The organism is Shewanella zhuhaiensis (assembly GCF_022484835.1).
GTDB lineage: Bacteria > Pseudomonadota > Gammaproteobacteria > Enterobacterales > Shewanellaceae > Shewanella > Shewanella khirikhana.
On the sequence record NZ_JAKUDL010000003.1, the window covers coordinates 179,768 to 199,686 of the forward strand.

Annotated in this window: 14 protein-coding genes; 9 read left to right on the top strand and 5 right to left on the bottom strand. The window is 53.6% G+C overall.

Features of this window, described 5'->3' with window-relative positions:
* Nucleotides 1-181 precede the first annotated feature (181 nt).
* Nucleotides 182-571 carry a glutaredoxin domain-containing protein gene (locus MJ923_RS10390; protein WP_240591018.1) on the bottom strand — a complete coding sequence of 130 codons (390 nt, stop codon included), beginning with the start codon at nt 569-571 and terminating at the stop codon, nt 182-184.
* 689 nt (nt 572-1,260) lie between these two features.
* On the opposite strand from MJ923_RS10390, the gene MJ923_RS10395 reads away from it, so the two are divergent.
* Both MJ923_RS10395 and MJ923_RS10400 read left to right on the top strand, forming a co-directional pair.
* A complete protein-coding gene (locus MJ923_RS10395) occupies nt 1,261-1,449 on the top strand; it encodes a hypothetical protein (protein ID WP_240591019.1) in 189 nt (62 codons plus the stop codon).
* 195 nt (nt 1,450-1,644) lie between these two features.
* Complete coding sequence (locus tag MJ923_RS10400) at nt 1,645-2,931, top strand: acetyl-CoA hydrolase/transferase family protein (protein ID WP_240591020.1); 1,287 nt, start codon at nt 1,645-1,647, stop codon at nt 2,929-2,931.
* A gap of 100 nt (nt 2,932-3,031) precedes the next feature.
* On the opposite strand, the gene MJ923_RS10405 is transcribed toward MJ923_RS10400, so the two are convergent.
* Nucleotides 3,032-4,642 carry an AMP-binding protein gene (locus tag MJ923_RS10405; RefSeq protein WP_240591021.1) on the bottom strand — a complete coding sequence of 537 codons (1,611 nt, stop codon included), beginning with the start codon at nt 4,640-4,642 and terminating at the stop codon, nt 3,032-3,034.
* Between the two features lie 368 nt (nt 4,643-5,010).
* On the opposite strand from MJ923_RS10405, the gene MJ923_RS10410 reads away from it, so the two are divergent.
* Complete coding sequence (locus MJ923_RS10410) at nt 5,011-7,602, top strand: TonB-dependent receptor plug domain-containing protein (RefSeq protein ID WP_420854456.1); 2,592 nt, start codon at nt 5,011-5,013, stop codon at nt 7,600-7,602.
* Between the two features lie 618 nt (nt 7,603-8,220).
* Nucleotides 8,221-9,930 (top strand): hypothetical protein, encoded by a 1,710-nt coding sequence (locus tag MJ923_RS10415; protein WP_240591023.1) that lies wholly within the window; start codon nt 8,221-8,223, stop codon nt 9,928-9,930.
* Between the two features lie 104 nt (nt 9,931-10,034).
* Here the strand turns inward: MJ923_RS10415 and MJ923_RS10420 are convergent, their stop codons facing one another.
* Nucleotides 10,035-11,657, bottom strand: coding sequence for a S41 family peptidase (locus tag MJ923_RS10420; protein WP_240591024.1), 1,623 nt, complete (start codon nt 11,655-11,657; stop codon nt 10,035-10,037).
* A gap of 11 nt (nt 11,658-11,668) precedes the next feature.
* A complete protein-coding gene (locus MJ923_RS10425) occupies nt 11,669-12,553 on the bottom strand; it encodes a phospholipase A (RefSeq protein ID WP_240591025.1) in 885 nt (294 codons plus the stop codon).
* Between the two features lie 388 nt (nt 12,554-12,941).
* On the opposite strand from MJ923_RS10425, the gene cobA reads away from it, so the two are divergent.
* The 5 genes from cobA (at nt 12,942) to cysC (ending at nt 18,554) form a co-directional block, all read left to right on the top strand.
* The gene (gene cobA, locus MJ923_RS10430) at nt 12,942-13,751 is read left to right on the top strand and encodes a uroporphyrinogen-III C-methyltransferase (RefSeq protein ID WP_240591026.1); all 810 of its coding nucleotides are present in this window, start codon (nt 12,942-12,944) and stop codon (nt 13,749-13,751) included.
* 7 nt (nt 13,752-13,758) lie between these two features.
* The gene (gene cysD, locus MJ923_RS10435) at nt 13,759-14,703 is read left to right on the top strand and encodes a sulfate adenylyltransferase subunit CysD (protein WP_276313057.1); all 945 of its coding nucleotides are present in this window, start codon (nt 13,759-13,761) and stop codon (nt 14,701-14,703) included.
* The gene (gene cysN / locus MJ923_RS10440; RefSeq protein WP_240591027.1) at nt 14,703-16,112 is read left to right on the top strand and encodes a sulfate adenylyltransferase subunit CysN; all 1,410 of its coding nucleotides are present in this window, start codon (nt 14,703-14,705) and stop codon (nt 16,110-16,112) included. Before cysD ends, cysN begins: the two co-directional genes overlap by 1 nt.
* A 77-nt stretch (nt 16,113-16,189) precedes the next feature.
* Nucleotides 16,190-17,941 carry an SLC13 family permease gene (locus tag MJ923_RS10445; RefSeq protein ID WP_240591028.1) on the top strand — a complete coding sequence of 584 codons (1,752 nt, stop codon included), beginning with the start codon at nt 16,190-16,192 and terminating at the stop codon, nt 17,939-17,941.
* 16 nt (nt 17,942-17,957) lie between these two features.
* Nucleotides 17,958-18,554: an adenylyl-sulfate kinase gene (gene cysC, locus MJ923_RS10450; protein WP_240591029.1), complete on the top strand. Its 597-nt coding sequence runs from the start codon at nt 17,958-17,960 to the stop codon at nt 18,552-18,554.
* A gap of 643 nt (nt 18,555-19,197) precedes the next feature.
* On the opposite strand, the gene MJ923_RS10455 is transcribed toward cysC, so the two are convergent.
* Nucleotides 19,198-19,752 carry an RHS repeat-associated core domain-containing protein gene (locus MJ923_RS10455; protein WP_240591030.1) on the bottom strand — a complete coding sequence of 185 codons (555 nt, stop codon included), beginning with the start codon at nt 19,750-19,752 and terminating at the stop codon, nt 19,198-19,200.
* Nucleotides 19,753-19,919 lie beyond the last annotated feature (167 nt).

A 19,919-nucleotide genomic window follows, 5' to 3' on the forward strand; every position in this document is an offset into this window, starting at 1 on the left:
TTTGTGCTGGCAAAGTAGCACAAATGTACTACTGGTCAAGAGCTGTTGAGTAAATATTCAAGGCTTATTCAACAGTACTTATCGGGAGGAAGGGTGAGCTGTGCTCCTCAAACCTTACTCGACATTGGTTTAGCATCTGATATTGCTTCGCTGAGGGGCTATTTATATTGAGACGAAGAAGTTAGAGCAGATTATTTTCTTTCAATGCCGCTTCAATGGCAGTCTTATCCAAACCAAAGATGCGTTTGTCACCTATGATAAGCACAGGATACCCCTTTGCTTTTAATGACAAAAATCGCTCTTCTACTCGGGCGTCTTTCTCGGGATTAAACTCTTGATAAGGCACGCCCAGCCCTGTCAGGTATTCCCGGGTATTAGCACAGACCGGACACCAGTCGGTGCCGTACATGATCACCGGCTCTTGGGTAAAACCATAGTGAAAACTGTAGTCACCTTCAACGACTCGGGGCTCTTTAGTGAACCATTCGTACCCTTTTACTCCACCTATGCCCAACGCCAGTCCTATTGCGAGAAAGCCAAGATACTGAATGACATTCTTGAATATGTTCATGTTTACTCCGGGTTGTTTTTGTTATGTGATTTTTATTAAAAACTAATATATCGACTGAGAGCCAAATAAGTACTGGCCTTTGGTATTGGTTTTGCTTGTTTCGGTTGGTCACAAAGTATTAAAAAGGTCTAGTTATTGATATTGGTTGTACTGCTGTTGTGGTCTTCTTTGGTTCCTTTGTTTTAGGTTTTGGGTGTCTGGCAGTTAAAGACGCTTAAAATTGAAAACTGATAAAAGGATATTACTGTCATGAAGTTCATTAACGCCCTGAAGATAACCGCCTTAGGTGCAGGAATAGGTATTGCCGCCTCTGCGTGGGCCGTAACTTGCACCCAATGTAACTACCAGTTCGACCGTTGCTTGGAGGACGGGAATAGACCCTCAACCTGCAGAGTACAGTTTCAGAACTGCGCCGCACAGTCTGAAGCGGATACAGGAATGGATTGCTACCTGTTCTAATCATTCCCGGTTGAGATAAGGATATTTCCTATGAAAATTAAAGTGATGCTGCTTGGCATAAGCATTATTTGTGGAGCTAACTTTGCAGCTAATTCCGCTTTGGATACTTGCACTATGTGGTGTATCGACGAGCGAATTGCATGTATGGAAGCAGGGGTGGATAGTGCAACCTGCTATAACGAGTATCGGGCTTGCCGTGCAGATTGCAGTCGTAATTAAGGAGTCAGAAGATGAAAGTAAAAATGTTAATCCTTGGCATGAGCATGATTGTTGGGGCTAATTTTGCGCCCGTTTCAGCCGCACTCGATAGTTGTTCCCTTTCTTGCATGCAAAAGCATAATTATTGTGTTGAAAGCGGCGGAAATGAGGCTGTGTGTGAGCGCGAATATAAAGCCTGCCGCGCCGGTTGTGTCCAGTAATATTGCACTTTGAGTTTTAAAGCCCCTTTCAAAGGGGCTTTTCTATTGGTTGGCTTATGTAAAGTATGGCCTTGAACATCTTAAACTGGCCTATCTGCAAAGGGAGCAAAACATGATCTGGCTCGGGATGTATGCCGGAAATAGCTGCTATAACAGCAGTTATAACAGCCATGTCTGAATCATCAAGGAAGCCCGATGGTACCCAAGTACTGTGCCACTGCTCTTGAGGCGGTGTCGTTAATCGATAATGACGAGTTTATCTGGACCCACTCCATGGGGGCGACCCCGAGACTCTTGCTTGAAGCTTTGGCCGAGCATGCGCTGACCCGTTCTAATCTCACACTATTACAACTACATACAGAGCACGCCGAGTGTTTGAGTGGCCCCGAGCTTGAGGGGCATTTGCGCCATCGCTGCTATTTTGGTGGCAGGCCAACCCGGGCGCTGCTGGCCGAGGCCCGGGCCGACTATGTGCCGGTGTTTTTATCTGAAGTGCCCAAGTTGTTTCGCCGCCGCGAGCAGCGCATCGATACTGCCATAGTGCAGGTATCGCCGCCGGATAAGCACGGCATGTGCTCGCTGGGGATTTCGGTGGAAGCGACCCGCGCAGCCTGCGAGGTAGCGGGTAAAATCATTGCCCATATCAATCCCAGAATGCCCCGCACCCACGGTGACAGCTTTATTCCCTTAAGCCGTTTCGATGCGATTTTTGAAGCGCCGATGGAGCTGCCCGAGCATGCGCTTGCCACTACCGATGGTGTGAGTCAGGCGATTGGTCGCAATGTGGCGGCGCTGGTGCGCGACGGCGACTGTTTGCAAATGGGCATAGGCGGCATTCCCGATGCGGTACTCGGCTGCCTTGGAAATCATCAACACCTAGGGGTGCATACCGAGCTTTTTTCCGATGGCATTCTGAGCCTGGTGGAGCGCGGAGTAGTGGATAACAGTCACAAACGTTTTTGCCCCGGCAAGCTGGTAACCGGCTTTGCCCTAGGCAGTCGCCGATTGTATGACTTCGTCGATGACAACCCCCAGGTGGCCTTTCTCGATATTGAGCAGGTGAACGATACTGCGATTATTCGCCGCAACCCACAGGTGATGGCGATTAACTCGGCGCTGCAGGTGGATGTGACCGGTCAGGTGTGTGCCGATTCCATAGGTACCCGCATCTACTCCGGCGTGGGGGGGCAGATGGACTTTATCCGCGGCGCCGGGCTGTCGGAGGGTGGCCGTTCGGTCATTGCCATGCCAAGCACGGCCTGTGGTGGCAAGCTGTCGCGCATCAGTACTGTGCTGTCGCCGGGGGCTGGGGTCGTGACCACCCGAGCCCATGTGCACTACATAGTGACTGAATACGGGGTGGCCTATATGCGCGGCAAGTCGATAAGGGAGCGGGCGCGTTCTCTGATTGATATTGCCCATCCGGATTTTCGCGAAGCACTTTGCCGTGAAACCCATGAGATGTGGGGCCTGTCGGTTTAGCCTGTCCCATGATGATAGTCTCATGATGAAACTGGCTGTTCACTCAAGACAAAAACACCTCGCTTGGCGAGGTGTTTTTGTCTTGAGTGAACAGCGATGATTAGCTTCGCAGTGCCCGGCGCAGAATTTTACCTACGGTGCTTTTGGGCAGAGCATCAACAAACTCGATGATTTTCGGCTGCTTATAACCGGCAAGATTGGCCGCACAGTGTGCCTGTATGGCGGCTCTGGCCTCATCCTGGTTGCTATCGCCTTTGAGCACTATTACTGCCTTAACGGCTTCGCCGCTGCGCTCATCGGGCACACCAATCACGGCGCACTCCAGCACCATGGCATGGCTTGCCAGCACGTTTTCCACCTCGTTGGGATACACGTTAAAGCCAGAGACCAGCACCATATCTTTTTTTCTGTCGACGATGCGATAGCAGCCGTCCGGCTCGGCAATGGCGATATCACCGGTTTTGAAAAAACCATCCTGTGTGAACACCCGCTCGGTTTCTGCGGCTTGCTGCCAGTAACCGGCCATCACCTGCGGGCCGCGCACCGCAAGCTCACCGGCGTCACCCTGGGTTACCTCTTCATCATTCTCATTCAGGATCCGCACTTCGGTGGCCAGCACCGGCTTGCCAATGGTGCCCAGGCGCTCGTGGCGCGGCCGGTTGAGAGTGACCACAGGTGAGGTTTCCGACAGACCATAGCCTTCGCTGATGGTGCAGCCCGTGGTTTGTTGCCACAGGTTTGACGCCGCTTCGGTCAGCGCGGTACCGCCGGAGATGGTGAGTTTAAGCTTGCTGAAATCCAGCGCTTTGAATTCGCTTTGATGACACAGGGCCACAAACAGGGTGTTGAGCCCGGCAAAACCTGTGAAGGAATACTGCCCCAGCGTCTTAATCAGCGCCGGAATATCCCTTGGGTTGGGGATAAGCACAGAGCAACCACCGCGCTCAACATAGAGCACCAGATTCACCAAAAACGCATAGATATGGTAGATGGGCAGCGGCGCCACAAAAATATCTTCACCCGGGGTGATGACATCCTGCAGCCGGTCGCGGCATTGCAGCGCATTGGCAATCAGGTTGCCGTGGCTCAGCATGGCGCCCTTGGAAAGCCCTGTCGTACCGCCTGTGTATTGCAGTGCTGCCAGGGTGCTGTGGTTGGCAGGCATGGGACTAAAGGGCGTATTGGGCCCAAGATGCTCGCCGCCAAGGGCCAGCGCTTTTAAAAACTCGATGTTTTTAAGGCCGGTTTTAGGTTGTATCTGCGGCGAAATCAGATCAAGCGCATGGGTTGAAATCACCTGCTCGATTGGGGTTTCGGCCACCACCTTTGCCAGGGTTGGCAGCAGGTCCGACAGCACCACCAACACCTTGGCACCAGCATCTTTGAACTGATGGATAAGTTCCCGTTCGGTATACAGCGGGTTGGTATTCACCAGCACCATACCGGCCTTGAGTGCGCCATAAGCGGCAATCACAAACTGAGTCAGGTTAGGCAGCTGAATGGCGATTCGATCGCCAGGTGTCAGGTTGCAGTGGTGAGTCAGGAAGGCGGCAAACTGATCGGAAAGCACATTGATTTCAGCAAAGCTGTGGCGTTTGCCCAGGCAGGCAAAGGCTGGCTTGTCGGCGTAGCGCGCGCAAGCCTTGGCAAACAGGTCTGTCAGTGAGGCGTACTCCGTTATATCCAACCCTGGATGGTGATTCTGGCTCATGTGGTTCCTCACTGAAATTCTGTCTTTGGGTATGCCAGCTTAGGGGGCTTGGAGGTGGCTGGTCAATCCCTGTTCATTTCTTGCGCGGAAAATGCTTATTTAGTCTTAAATAACATTGACTTAATTTAAAATTAGTCATTTCTTAAACAGAATAACCTGCTGTAAAAAATAATGAGCAGTAAGTTCTTGATCTTGAAATGGTTGCGTAAATGTAAATTTTAAGATGCGAAAAGGTTATGGCAAACAAAACCAAAGTGTTATAGAAATGTGTGGGGGACAATTTGTCTTAACCCAGGCTGTCCCGGCCGAAAAGCGCTTATTTCGGTTCGGGGGAGAAAAAAGATAATAATTGATTGAGAGCAAAGATGATGACTTCACAAGACAAGAAAAAATTCGGCCTGAGCTCACTGAGCCTGGCAATCACGCTGGCTATGACGGGGGTTACCGCCGGCACCGCATGGGCAGAAGAAGCCCAGGAAGAAGCTCAGGCAACTGACAATATTGAGAAAATTGCGATTGTTGGTTCCCGTGCTGCGCCTCGCTCTGTGGGTGAGTCGCCGGTGCCTGTTGATATTATCGGTAACGAAGAGTTCACCAAAAACGGCACCACCGACATGAACGACCTGCTCGGCAAGGTGGTTCCTTCTTACAACGTTAACACTCAGCCTATCTCAGATGCTGCCACCCTGGTTCGCCCGGCCAACATGCGTGGTCTGGCGCCTGATCACACCCTGATCCTGGTAAATGGCAAGCGCCGTCACCGCGCGGCGGTTATTTCTTTCCTCGGCGGCGGTGTTTCCAACGGTGCTCAGGGTCCCGATATCTCTGTTATTCCGGCTATCGCACTCAAGCAGGTTGAAGTGCTGCGTGATGGCGCTGCGGCACAGTATGGTTCTGATGCCATCGCCGGTGTGATTAACTTCCAGCTTAAAGACAATGCTGAGGGCGGCACCATCGAAGCCCGCTATGGCGAATTCTACGAAGGTGACGGCTCAAGCCCGATGATCGCCGCCAACGTAGGTATGCCTCTGACTGAAAATGGCTTTTTTAACGTCAGCGCCGAGTATAAAACTGCCGATGCGACCAGCCGCAGCGTGCAGCGTGACGACGCCGCCGGTCTGATTGCCAGCGGCAACACTGTCGTGGCCAATCCTGCGCAAATCTGGGGCGCCCCGGAAACCAAGGATGACTTCAAGTTCTTCTTCAATGCCGGCTTGGATCTGAACGCAAATCAAACCGCCTATATGTTCGGTAACTGGGCCCGCCGCGATGTAGAAGGTGGCTTCTACTTCCGTAACCCCAACACCCGTGGTGGTGTATACGCGTTGGCTATCACTGATGAAAATGACGATCCAATCCAGGATGCACTTGGACGCGACCGCTATGATCGCCTGGTTGGTGATTTGACTGCTGATGGCAGCGGTAACTGCCCTGTTGCCGGTACTGCTTCTGGCTTGAACATTTACGATGATGCGGGTTTGCAGGCGGTGTTGAATAACCCCAACTGCTTCGTATTCAACGAGATGTTCCCCGGTGGCTTTACGCCCCGTTTCGGCGGCGTTGTTGAAGACACCTCGCTGAGCGCCGGTGTAAAGGGCACCATGGCCAACAACCTGAACTATGACTTCGGGGTAAGCTACGGTAAAAGTGACGCCGACTTCTACATCAAGAACACGGTTAACGCCTCTCTCGGCCCGGATTCTCCCAACGATTTCAAACCAGGCCGTTATGTGCAGCTTGAGCGCGGTGCCTCGCTGGACTTCAGCTATTTCGAAGTGGATGAGTGGAGCTTTGCAGCGGGTCTGGAATTCCGCCGTGAAACCTTCGAAATCTACAATGGTGATGCCGCCTCTTTTGAGATTGGCCCACTGTATACCCAAGGCTTTGGTATCGGTTCCAACGGCTTCCCTGGCTTCAAGCCTCAGGATTCCGGTTCCTGGAGCCGTAACAACTACGCCGCTTACTTTGATGCCGAGCACGACCTGACCGATAACTGGTTGGTAACCGGTGCCCTGCGTTATGAGTACTACGATGACTTCGGCTCTACCACCAACTGGAAGCTGAGTTCTATCCTGAACGTGACCGATGACTTCTCGCTGCGTGCCGCCGCCAGTACTGGTTTCCGTGCGCCAACCGTTGGTCAGAGCAACGTGCGTAACGTAACCACGGCTTTCTCCGGTGGTCAGCTGGAAGATCAGGCCACTTTGCCGCCAACCAACCCAATCTCAATTCAAAAGGGTGCAACGCCACTGGAGCCGGAAACCTCAGTTAACCTGTCGTTTGGTGCCGTGCTCACCGTGGGCGAGTTCTTCCTGACTGCGGATTACTTCCATATCAGCCTGGAAGACCGCATCACCCAGAGCTCAAACCAGGAACTGACCCAGGCCGACAAGGACGCGCTGATCGCTCAGGGCGTACTGGATGCCAACAGCTACAGTTCAGTGCTGTACTTCACCAACGACTTCGACACCACCACCCAGGGTGTTGACCTAGTGGCAAGCTACGCCCCTGAGTGGCTGGACGGTGCCAACTTTGCCCTGGCTTACAACTGGACTGAAACCTCTGTTGACAGCTTCAACCCAGAGAACATCAGTGAAGCCCGTGTGAAGGTACTGGAAGATGGTTTGCCACACCACAAGGGCACACTGACCTGGACCCAGGAAATCAACGCCAACCTGCGCTCTATGGTGCGTATGAACTACTACGGCGAGTTCTACGAAGATCACCTGGATTCAGAGGGCGATCTGCCTATCTATAACGGTTCTACCGTGACCTTTGATGCCGAAATCGGTTATGACTTCAACGAAAACTGGAGCATTGCCATTGGTGCACAGAACCTGTTCGATACCTACCCAGATGAAAACCCATGGGCCGGGATCGCCGGTGCAGCTTACCCTGTGACCTCTCCATACGGTTTCAACGGTGGCTACTACTATGGTCGCCTGAACTATAACTTCTGATAGTGAACCGACCTCAAAGGGCTGCTTCGGCAGCCCTTTTTTTATCTGTTCATTGCGCTACAGATGGCGCGATCATTTCCTCACTGAGTACGCCAGGGGCATATTTTTACCTTGCTCAAGTCGGCTGTGGGTAAGGTTTTCAATAACAAGATGTTCACCTAAGTTTTTGTATTTTAGAGGCTATATTTAATGCTGTTGAATTTGTTTACAACTTTTGTACATTTTTACCCACAGCTTTATTCACAAAATTCAGAATTGGGCTATAGTTGTAAGTTCCCGTAGATGGTTTTTCGGGGCCTGCCGACCCGGGAGTATTCCCACGGATATTTGGTGACTCTCTCTGGTTGCCGTCCGCCGGTCAGGGACAGAGCCCCAGACCAGGCCGTTGTGGCCGACGCTCGTTGATTGACTTGCTGGCGCTTGCCAATCACCTTTTTCCCCGGATAGCCCCTTACTTCCTCTTGGGCTATCCGGGGCCTTACCTTCATCGCCTTTTCTCTCCCGCTGTGATACTTTTGACCGGTCGCTCAGTCGCCTGTTTTAGGGTTTTCCTGGCCGGGTTTTGGCTATTCGCCTTGAGAGCGGAGCTTTCAAATCAATCAAGAACGGAGTCTTCTCATGAAAAAACTTGTGCTAGCCGTGGCAGTCCTCGCCGCCGGAGCGGGTGCCTATTGGTATAGCCAGCAGCAGGGAGAAGGGGCACTTGCCAATGCCGCCCTGGATTATATTCCTGCCGATACCCCACTGTTTTCTGCCCAGCTGAAACCTTTCCCGCTGAAAGATTACCTGTCCGCCACAGCATCCAACGCCGCTCTGATGGCGCAGCCTGCCGCGCTCGATGAGCTGATGGCCGATGAAAGCGAGCCCTTGCCACGCTTTGGTCTGTATCTTTACAAGGCATATCTGCAAGGGCTGAAGTCGCCCGAGACCCTGCTTAAGCGCTTCGGTCTGGCCGATGAAATGCGCGCCTATACCTATACTCTGGGCGCTTTACCGGTTATTCGTTGGGAAGTGGGTAATCCTCAGGCCTTTTGGACCCTGATTGATGAAGCCGAAGCTGACAGCGGTTTAACACACACAGTTGCTACCCTGGCCGGACAAAACTACCGTGCCTATCGTCTGACCGAAGAAGGCGATGAAGAGTCTGTGGATCTGGTGCTGGCCGAGCGTGACGGCATGATCACCGCAACCTTCGCGACCAGCATCCTTGAGCCGCAGCTGCTGGAGCAGGCGCTGGGGATCACCAAGGTCACCAACCCGATTTCGAACAGCACTATTCTGAGCGACATCGTTAAAACCCATGGCTTTATGGAAGACTCCATCAGCTACATCAACCACAAGGAGTTGGTGCGGGCGCTGGTGTCGGGCGACAACCAGCTGGGTAAACAGCTGGGTACCATTTTCGCCAAAGCCGGTGAAGATCCGTTGGCAGAGTATCGCACCCCAGCCTGTCAGGCCGAGCTGACCGGCATTGCCGCCAACTGGCCGCGCACAGTGGCAGGTTTGACCGCCATGAAGGTGGACGCCAAGCATGCCAGCATGGACATGAAGTTTGTGGTGGAAACCAACAACACCGTGGTGATGAAGGCTCTGGAAAAGATGCGTGGCTTCCAGCCTGCATATGTGCAAAAGCCCGGTGATGCCGTGCTGACCGCGGGCCTTGGTCTGGATGTGGGCGAACTGGCGCCGTCACTCAGCAAAATCTGGAATGACATGATTTCCCCACGCTTCCAGTGCGAACCACTGGCGCAGTTGCAGGCGGAATTGGAGCAGGCCAATCCGGCAATGATTGGCATGGCTACCGGTATGGCCGATGGCGTTAAGGGCATTGGTCTGTCGGTGCTGGATTTTGAGCTGGATATGGCTGGTGGTGAGCCAAACCTGAAGAAACTGGATTCACTGCTGAGCCTGTCTGCGGACGATCCGGCGTTCCTGCTGGAAATGGTGAAACCCTTTGCGCCCATGCTGGCGGGTATCGACCTGAAGTCAGGTGAAGATGTTGACCTGTCTGACTTTATCCCCCCCGAGTTTGGCGTATCGGCCAAGCTTGGTCTGCGTGGCCAGCACCTGGTGCTCTTTACCGGCGAAGGCAGTAAGAAGCTTGCAGATGGCCTCAAGGGTGAAGCCCTGACCGCCAACGGCCTGTACAGCATGTCTGCCGATTACGGCCGCATGATGGGCCCGGTAATGGCCATGCTGGAAGCCAGCGGTGAAGAAATCCCGCCTGAGTTGCAAGGGCTGGAAAATTACAAGATGAAGGTGCAAATGGCTGTGGATGTGGTGCCGGAAGGCCCTGTTTTCCAGTCAGGTTTTGTTACCAAGCCTTGAACTGACTGAAACGAAAAACGCCGCAATTGTGGCGTTTTTTTATCGCTGATATCCGGTAAACGTGAGCATTGCTCCCAAGCTTTTGGGGCGTGAGCGAGCCAATACTAAGGCAGCGGCTGAGTCTGTTTGGCGTTCTCAGACTTTGGCCCAGTGGCAGGCTCGGGCTCAACCGCTGGCTTGGACTCTAAAGCCTTGTCGGCGTCTGGGTCAGTGCCTGTTCCTGTTCCTGTTCCTGTTCCTGTTCCATTGGGTTCAGCTGCCTTGCTTTCTTCTGAATTGGCGTCGGTATTGGGTGAATCGGTCATTTCTGGCGTGTCGGGAGTGGCAACGGCGGGCAGCTTGGTCAGCTCACCAATCAGCGCCAGCAGCCCCTGGGCATCAAAGCTTTCCTGGCCTGCAACCCAGATATCCGGGCTGGTGCCAGCGCCGGATATCAACCTGCCATCACGGGCGTAGGCGAGGGAGCTTGAGAAAAAGAAATACTGTTTCAGATTCGGCAATCGAAAGCGATGCAGCTTGCCAAGGTCACCCAGGGTGTCCTCGCCGATGATAATGGCGCGCTGCCAGTCTTTGGCGCTGTGCACCACCCATTCACACTCCTGACGGCAGCCTGGGCCGGCAATCAATGCAAGGCGGCCATCAACCTTGGCACGTTTGGGCTGGCTGCGGGCAAACCACTGACCAAAGCGGGTATGGGCCTCATCTTCTGCCATCAAGGGGCCATCGCCTACCGCGCGGTAAGCCTCGGTGCCCAGGTAGTCGTTACGTTTGTCGGCCGAGGCGCGGTAGCGGGCAAAGCCGACCAGGGCGCTGTCGTTGTCGTCATAGGCGCCCAGCACAGTAAGCAGTGCCGGACTTTGGCCTCTGGCGCGGCGAAGGTCCAATACCAGCAGCGGCGAGTTCATGGCGTCTTCCAGCGCCAGCAGATGACCGCGGTTGTGCTCAAGCTCGTCCAGATCGCCAATGGTTACCAGGGTGCTGTGGTTATCCATGGGGCTGACGCTGAAGGCCGGTGGCCCATTGAGCTCGGGAGCCGGGGGTAACAGTGGCAGAGTTTGTCTGCGGCTTTGGCCTTCGGGGCTGGTGAGTGTCAGCACCACCTGTTCGCGCTCTTTCAGACCGAGTTCGGCCCGCAGCAGGGTGATGCGCCCAAGCCAGTGCCCCTGTTCACTCAGGCTGTAACGGGCGGCGCCGGGCAAAAATGCCTGGGCCGCTTCCTGCCAGCGGGCGATGGGAATGCCATCCATGTGGCTGACAAAGGGATACTCTTCATCCAGCGGACTCAGGTCGTCTTGCAGCGCCAGCCAGCGATTTTCCATGGCCCTCAATGACACCGGCAGACGTTGGCCAAACTCGGCTTCTTCGCTGGTGGCAATCCCAGGGTCCTGCAGCAGATTCAGGATTTTCAGCACTTCGGCGCCAAACACATCGGCGGGGATCTGATCCGGATAACGATTCATCAACGCCTTCATATAGGCGTCGATCCGCTCGAGCTTATCGTGTTGATCCAGCGATAAAAATGCCGAGTGGGTTTCGATTTCCCGCGACAGTACAAACAGATCCTGGCGCATTTCTCGGGCCGTCAGCAACTCGGCCCGTGGCGTTTCAGGCCACAGGAACAGACTCAGTCGCATGGCGCTGAGGGTAATGATAATGACCAGAATGGCCAGCACTGCCTCAAAGGTCGGCAGGCCGGCGTCCTGTGCTGATGTCGAAGACGCCGTCATCTGGGCCCGCGTTACAGGATGTCGTTGATTGAGAAACCAATACCTATACGTTGGGTATGGGCGTTGTAGTCGATAAGGCTTTCGCCATAGCCATTAAAGTATTGGGTATAAAGTCGCAAATTGCCGATGATGGGGTAACTCCAGGTGAACTCAAAGGCGCCGCGGTTGGGGCTGTTGAGATTGTTTCTCAGCAGCATGGTGAAGCGATGTTCATCCAGGCCATACACCGCCTGCAGCTCGAAATTACCCATGTAATCCAGGATATCCGGGTTGTCATCGCCACGTGGGTCGCCTTCGTACTCCTTGGCATCTTCCGGCAGTCGCCACCACAGCTTGGCACCTATGGCCAGTGGGCCACGGTCGAACACCATGGTGCCGTAAAGGCGGTTCCAGCTGCGGGACAAATCGCCGCCCTTGCCGTTGGACTGGTGCACAGCGCCAAAGCCCCAGAAGGAGTTGGTCATGCCAAACACTTCCCAGTCGTTGTTGAACAACATAAACAGCTCGGGTTCGTGATTGGTTTCCCGGAAGGGGGAGGAAATGTCCTTGTTATATACCTGCCAGTAGGACTGGTTAGTGTAGGCAAAAAACAGGTGGCCGTTATCACCAAACACGTTATACCAGAGGGGAAACTTAAAGCTTATCTGAAACTTGGCTTCCATCTCGTCCAGAGTGAACGGATGTTCTGCGGCCTCTTTTTCAAAGGGCGCCATATTGGGCGAGCTGTTGTAGGTCACCGGCAATATGTAGTTCACCTTGTGGGGGGTGATAACGAACGGATGTTCTGAAGTGGCAAGCTCGTCTTTGACCCGCTCATCGACCAGGCTATCTTCTCCGGCAATGGCAAAGGGTGAGCAGAACAGCAGGGGGATCAGTATTTTGCTGGCGTTTTTCATCATCTTTCCATGAATATTGGGGAAGTTGCGAAAAGACAGTCGCAGCTTCCTTGGCACCTTTTGCTGAGCAGATTACCTGCGTGACGGGGCTTTTACCAGAAAAGACGGGCCATCTGCGGGATCCCTGTCCCCTTTTGCTGCGCAACATAGAACATTTCGCCATAACTTAGTTGAGCACTGTGACGCTGTTAAGGTGCAAGCTAATACTTAAGGCTTTGTATTTACTTGGTTTGTGCAAAAGTTCATCGTTTTTGCCATTTCGGGACGCCCGGATGGCCGCGGCTTCGGGTCTTATATTCTTTCTGGTTATAAAAACTAATTATTTACTATTTTTTAAGGAATATAAGGGCGGCTATATTTGCTTCCAATTGAGATATTGGGGGTGTGTATGGATGTGGTAACGTTGCAGGACCAAGGGTCTATCGGCAAGGTGTGGTTGGTTGGAGCCGGTCCCGGTGACGTGGATCTGCTGACCCTCAAGGCCGCCCGTGTGCTGGCAAACGCCGATGCGGTATTGTACGACGCCCTGGTGAGCGACGACATCCTTGCGCTTATTCCCAAACACGCCGAAAAGATTGCCGTAGGCAAACGCGCCGGTGCCCACAGTGCCCGCCAGGAAGAAATCAACCAACTGTTGGTAACCAAGGCTTACACCCGTAAAAACGTGGTGCGCCTCAAGGGCGGTGACCCCTTTATCTTCGGCCGTGGCGGCGAAGAGTTGCAAACCCTGGTCGAAGCCGGGGTGCAGTTTGAAGTGGTGCCCGGTATCACGGCTGCCAGCGGTACTTCTGCCTATGCGGGCATCCCGCTCACCCACAGGGATTTTGCCCAGGGCGTGACCTTTATTACCGGCCATTGCCAGCTCGAAAGCCGCCCCATGGACTGGCAGGGCTACGCCAATCCGGCCAACACCCTGGTGGTGTACATGGGCATTCTCAACGCCGGACTTATCCAGCGTGAGCTGACCAAACATGGGCGCAGCGCTGACACCCCGGTTGCCATCGTTTCCCGTGCCACCACTGCTCATCAGCAGCGTGTGATTGGCACCCTGGGTGAGCTTGAAACCCTCGCCAAAGATGAGCGGGTGGTGATGCCGGCACTGATGATTGTGGGCGAAGTGGTGAGCCTGGCTGACAGCCTTAACTGGTTCGAGCCAGCCGCCGTGAGCCACCCTGTGGCCAAACAGATTACGAATTGATGCTGCCTTGGCAGCCAACCCATCAAACACTCGGAGAAACAAGATGTCAGGGCCTGTGTTAAGTCACCTTGAGCAACTGGAAGCGGAAAGCATCCAGATCTTCCGTGAAGTCGCGGCAGAATTCGATAACCCCGTGATGCTGTATTCCATCGGCAAGGACTCGTCTGTGCTGCTGCACCTGGCGCGTAAGGCCTTTTATCCGGGCAAAATTCCGTTCCCGCTGCTGCACGTGGATACCGACTGGAAATTCCGCGAGATGATCAAATTCCGCGACGAAGCGGCAGTGAAATACGGTTTCGATCTGATAGTGCACAAGAACCCGGAAGGCCTTGCCATGGGCATGAACCCCTTCACCTTTGGTTCATCCAAGCACACTGATGTGATGAAAACCGAGGGCCTGAAGCAGGCACTGAACAAGTACGGTTTTGACGCAGCCTTCGGCGGCGCCCGCCGCGATGAAGAGAAGTCCCGCGCCAAGGAGCGCGTGTATTCCTTCCGCGACAGCAAGCACCGCTGGGATCCGAAAAACCAGCGCCCCGAGCTGTGGCACACCTATAACGGCCAGGTGAACAAGGGCGAGAGTATCCGTGTGTTCCCACTGTCCAACTGGACCGAACTGGATATTTGGCAATACATCTATCAGGAAAACATCGACATAGTGCCGCTGTACTTTGCCGATCACCGTCCAGTGGTTGAGCGCGACGGCACCCTGATCATGGTCGATGATGACCGCATGCCACTGAAAGAAGGCGAAGTGCCCGAGCAAAAGCTGGTGCGCTTCCGCACTCTGGGTTGCTACCCGCTGACCGGCGCCATCGAATCCAGCGCCACCAGTCTTACCGGCATTATCGAAGAAATGCTGCTGTCCCGCTCCAGTGAGCGTCAGGGCAGGGTGATTGACCACGATTCATCGGGTTCCATGGAAAAGAAAAAGCGCGAGGGGTATTTCTGATGTCTATTGCACAGCAAGTTAAAGATCTGGGTATCGAGCAGTACCTGGAAAGACAACAGCATAAGTCGCTGCTCAAGTTTCTGACCTGTGGCTCTGTGGACGACGGTAAATCGACTCTGATTGGCCGACTGCTGCACGACAGCGCCCAGATCTACGAAGATCAGCTGGCTGCCCTGTCGAAAGACTCCAAGGTGCATGGCACTACAGGCGAGGCCATCGATTTGGCACTGCTGGTAGACGGCCTGCAGGCCGAGCGTGAGCAGGGCATCACCATCGATGTGGCCTACCGCTATTTCTCCACCGAGAAGCGCAAGTTCATCATCGCCGACACCCCGGGCCACGAGCAGTACACCCGCAACATGGCCACTGGTGCGTCCAACTGTGACCTCGCCATCATCCTGGTGGATGCCCGCTATGGCGTGCAAACCCAGACCCGTCGTCACAGCTTTATCTGCTCGCTCTTGGGCATCAAGCAGTTCGTGGTGGCGGTGAACAAGATGGATCTGCTGGGCTTCGATGAAGCGCGCTTTGAAGAAATCAAACGTGAGTACCTGTCCTTTGCCGAGCAGCTGCGGGTGCCCGACATCAAGTTTGTGCCCCTGTCCGCCCTTAAGGGCGACAACGTGGTCAGCCGCTCCGAGCAAAGCCCCTGGTACAGCGGTGAGACCCTGCTGTCGATTCTCGAAAGTGCCCCTGTAACCGGCGCCAATCGTGATTTCGAAGCCCGTCTGCCGGTGCAGTACGTAAGCCGCCCGAACCTGGATTTCCGTGGTTTTGCCGGTACCATCGCCAGCGGCAGCTTCAAGGTAGGCGATGCGGTTAAGGCGCTGCCGTCCGGCAAGGCGTCAACCGTGAAAAGCATAGTCACCTTCGATGGTGAACTGGATGAAGCTTTTGCCGGTCAGGCGGTAACCCTGACGCTGCAGGATGAAATCGATATCAGCCGTGGCGATGTGATTGTGCCCGCAAACAGCGACGTAACAGTCTCCAACCGTTTGCTGGCCAAAGTGGTGTGGATGCACGAGCAGCCACTGACTTTGGGTAAGCAGTACAACATCAAGCTGGGTACCCGCAAGGTGCCGGGCACGGTGCGCCACATAGTGCACAGCATCGACGTGAACACCTTGGCGGAAGACAAGGCCAGCGAGCTGCCACTGAACGGTATTGCGCTGGTGGAGCTGGAGCTGGACGAAGCCGTGGTGTTCGACCCTTATCAGGACAACCGCGACACAGGTGGTTTTATCTTTATCGACCGCATCAGCAATATCACAGTAGGTGCAGGTCTGGTGGAGAGTGCCCTTGAGGCCGAACTGAAAGCCACTGATTTCAGTGAGTTTGAGCTGGAACTGAATGCGCTTATCCGCAAGCACTTCCCGCACTGGCAGGCGCTCGATATCAGCAAGCGCTAATTGCCAAACATTGCTGGATCAAGCAGATACACAGCGGGCCTCAGGGCCCGTTTTTCCCCGCGAATAAGGATTAGGCTATGACGCTGGAGCAATATTGGGTAATAGGTATGGTGCTGACCTTGGTTGGCACGCTTACCTGTACCCGGGTGCCGGCGTCCTGGGTATTTGCCGCAGTCGCGCTCTTATCTTATGTTGCCAACTCATTGAGTTTGAATGAGTTGTCGGCTGCTTTTACCGACTCTTCACTGCTGACGCTGGTGCTGTTGCTGCTGGCCTCGGTGGCGCTGGAAAAGACCCGCCTCATTAGTTGGGTTGGGGTGCAGCTAAGTCGCGGCGGTTTCCGCTCTGTGCTGACCAAACTGTGGTTTTCCACCTCGGTGTTGTCGTCATTTACCGCCAATACTGCCGTGGTGGCGAGCCTGATTGGCGCCATCAAGCGTAACCAGCGCTATGCACCGTCCAAGCTGATGCTGCCCATGGCCTTTGCCGCCACCTTCGGCGGTACTCTTACCCTGATTGGCACCTCCACCAACTTGGTGATCAACAGCTTTTTGGACCGTGCCGGGCTGCCACTGCTGCAGTTTTTCACCACCACAGGGGTGGCCCTTGGGGTTGTGCTGGCTGGCATGCTGGTGCTGTGGCTGATTGCCGATAAGCTGCCGATTACCGAAAAAGCCGAAGACGAGCAGGACCTGCCGTATTTCCTTGAAGCGCGCATAGCCGCAGGCTCGATTCTGATAGGCAAAACCGTGAGTGATGCGGGCCTGCGTCATCTGCGAAAGCTGTATTTGGCTGAAATTCAACGTGTTATCGAGGGTGAAAAGACCACTATCATTCCAGTCACCCCTGAAGAAGTGCTTAAACAGGGCGATGTACTGCTGTTTGCCGGTGATATGGAATCGGTGGCGGTACTGCAGGAAATCGAGGGGCTGAGCCTATATGGTCACCACACCATGAATGGCCAGAGCCTTGCTGAAGCCATTATCAGCCACTCCTCCAGCCTCAACGGCGTGAGCCTGAAAGATGCCCAATTCCGTGAACGTTTCGACGCCGTAGTCGTGGCGGTGCGCCGTGGCCATGAGCGGCTGCGGGGTGGTCTGGGTACCATAGAACTGCAGGCCGGTGATGCGCTGCTGCTGGTACCCGGCAAGCAGTTTGGCGACCCATCCCAGCGGCTCGATAAAGAATTTTTGCTGGTCAATGGCGTGGATTCATCCACCCGCCTGTCCCCAGGCCGCAGTGCCTGGGTGCTGGCAAGCTTTGCGGCTGTGATTGGCCTGGCCATGTTTAATGTGCTGCCACTGCTCAAAGGCCTTACCCTGTTTGTGGCAGGCCTGCTGCTGACTCAGGTTGTCACCCTGTCTGAACTTAAGCGCCGCTTCCCCATCGACATAGTGCTGATTGTGGGCGGTGCCCTGTCGCTGTCTCAGGCCATGACCAACAGTGGTATCTCCGGCTTGCTGGCCGAAACCCTGACTCAGGGCTTTACCGGCGTGCACCTGTTTTTTGTGATGGCAGGGATTTATCTGCTGACCTTGCTGCTCACTGAGCTGATGTCCAACAATGCCGCCGCCGCGCTGGTGTGCCCCATTGCCATCAGTTTGTCTCAGGGGCTTGGCATCGACCCTATGCCCTTTATCATGGCGGTGCTTTTTGGTGCCAGCGCCAGCTTTATCAGCCCCTGGGGATACCAGACCAATCTATTGGTATTTACCGTGGGCAACTATCGACTGAAACAATACGTAGGGGTAGGGATCCCGATGGCCATTGCCTACACAGGTGCTGTGCTGGCGCTTATCCCCCTGCTGTTCCCGTTTAAGAGCCTGTAACGGCCGAGGAAAGACCATGAGCAATATCGTCTGGCATCAACACGTCATTACCCACAGCGAGCGCGCCGAACAAAAGGGCCATCGTGGTGCCATCCTTTGGTTCACCGGCCTCTCGGGTGCCGGTAAGAGCACCCTGGCTGGCGCCCTGGAAGCCGAGCTGTATCGCCGCGGCCTGCACTCTTATCTGCTCGATGGTGACAATGTGCGCCACGGCCTGTGTAAAGACCTGGGCTTCAGCCTCGAAGACCGACGGGAGAACATCCGCCGGGTGGGCGAGGTGGCCAAGCTGATGCTGGATGCTGGGCTCTTGGTACTGTCTGCTTTCGTCTCGCCCCAGCGGGCTGAGCGCGACCTGGTGCGCGCTCTGGTGAGCGAGGGCGAGTTTATTGAGGTGCATGTAGCCACGCCGCTTAATGTGTGTGAGTCCCGGGATCCCAAGGGCCTTTACCAGAAGGCCCGGGCCGGTGAGATTAAAGATTTTACCGGTATTTCATCGCCTTATGAGTCACCTGTGAGTGCGGAGTTGGTGATTGATACCAGTGAGGGAGATCTGAATTCGCAGGTGGCGAAGCTGGTGGATTATTTGATTAGTGGTGGATACATTCCGGCCTGATTGAGCATCAGGGGCCCTCTATTGTTGCTGAATGCTCCAGAGCCGAATGCCTGTATTAGCGGCTAAATACTGATTGATGGCTAACGCCGCAAAGTTTTAATTTCTGTTGCTTTTCAAGCAACCAAAGTCGTTGGGTAAATACTGTAGATTCCGGCCCAGCGCTGCCACTATTCCGAACCAGATTGGCCACTATTCCGAACCAGATTGGCCACTATTCCGAAAAAAGTTGGCCAGTCTTCCGCTGAAAACTGGCCACGCTTCACAGACCTACTCAAGACTTTTCAGAGCTTCAGAAAAGTTTGGATGTCCCATCTTTACCGGATGCTTACATCGAACTGTGATTTTTAACGTGACACAGAATTTTGAACACCCTCACTTAGCGATTTAAAAAGCTTCTCGAGTTCTTTATGCTTTTTGGTTAATGACTTAAATTCTTTAAGGTAGCCAGACATCTCGTTAATACATCCATGACGCTTTGAGTCCACAATCAAAAATAAAATATAGCTTTCAGAATGATAAAAGCATGAATTTTTATTGACTACCTTTAGATGCAGCCAACTTCTAAAACCCACTTTCTCAAATGATAACTTGAATACGATTATCGCAATGAGCATTTTAATAAGAAAATACAATTTTTTCATCGCTATACCTCGGGCACCTCAAAAAGATGTAATTCATCAAAATCCGGAAATATTTCCTCAAGCGACAGATTTGTCTCATTAATACCTTCAACGTCCGCGCTGTCATTGTCAGTACTCTCAGCATCACCATTAATAGTTGTTGAGGCATCTGAAAACACTCCCATGTCGCTTAATGTTTTAAGAGCATCTAATGCTCTGCCTATTAGACCAGGGACCGAATCATCACCAACTGGTGCAGAAGGTTTAATTGGTTGCTGCTCAATAACCTCTTTACTATTTTTAACTGTATCATTCATTTGCCTCTGTATCTGTCTTGTGGCTTCTTGCATTCTTTGGCTAGGAGTTCTATTGGCTTGAGTTCTGATACCAGTTCTTACTGCCTGCGCCACAGGAGATATACGAGTCACCAAAACAGAGGATTCTCCATCCGGATCCACATACTTATACGGATTATTATTAGCATACGCATAACGATTAAAGCTATGTACATCCCTGAACCCAATAGGATCATCCGCATAGAAGCGCCCTATCAGCGGATCATAGTATCGTGCCTGCATATAAAGTAATCAACATCATCCACCTGTTGATTACTTTTTGGGGTCAGGCGAATGCAGCCGCTACGTTCTTAAGCTCTTTGATAACCTGTATTTTGGGATGTACCAACACATCCTCATTGATTTTTAAAACCACCGCTTTCATGACATCCGTAGTATTTGGGATATCT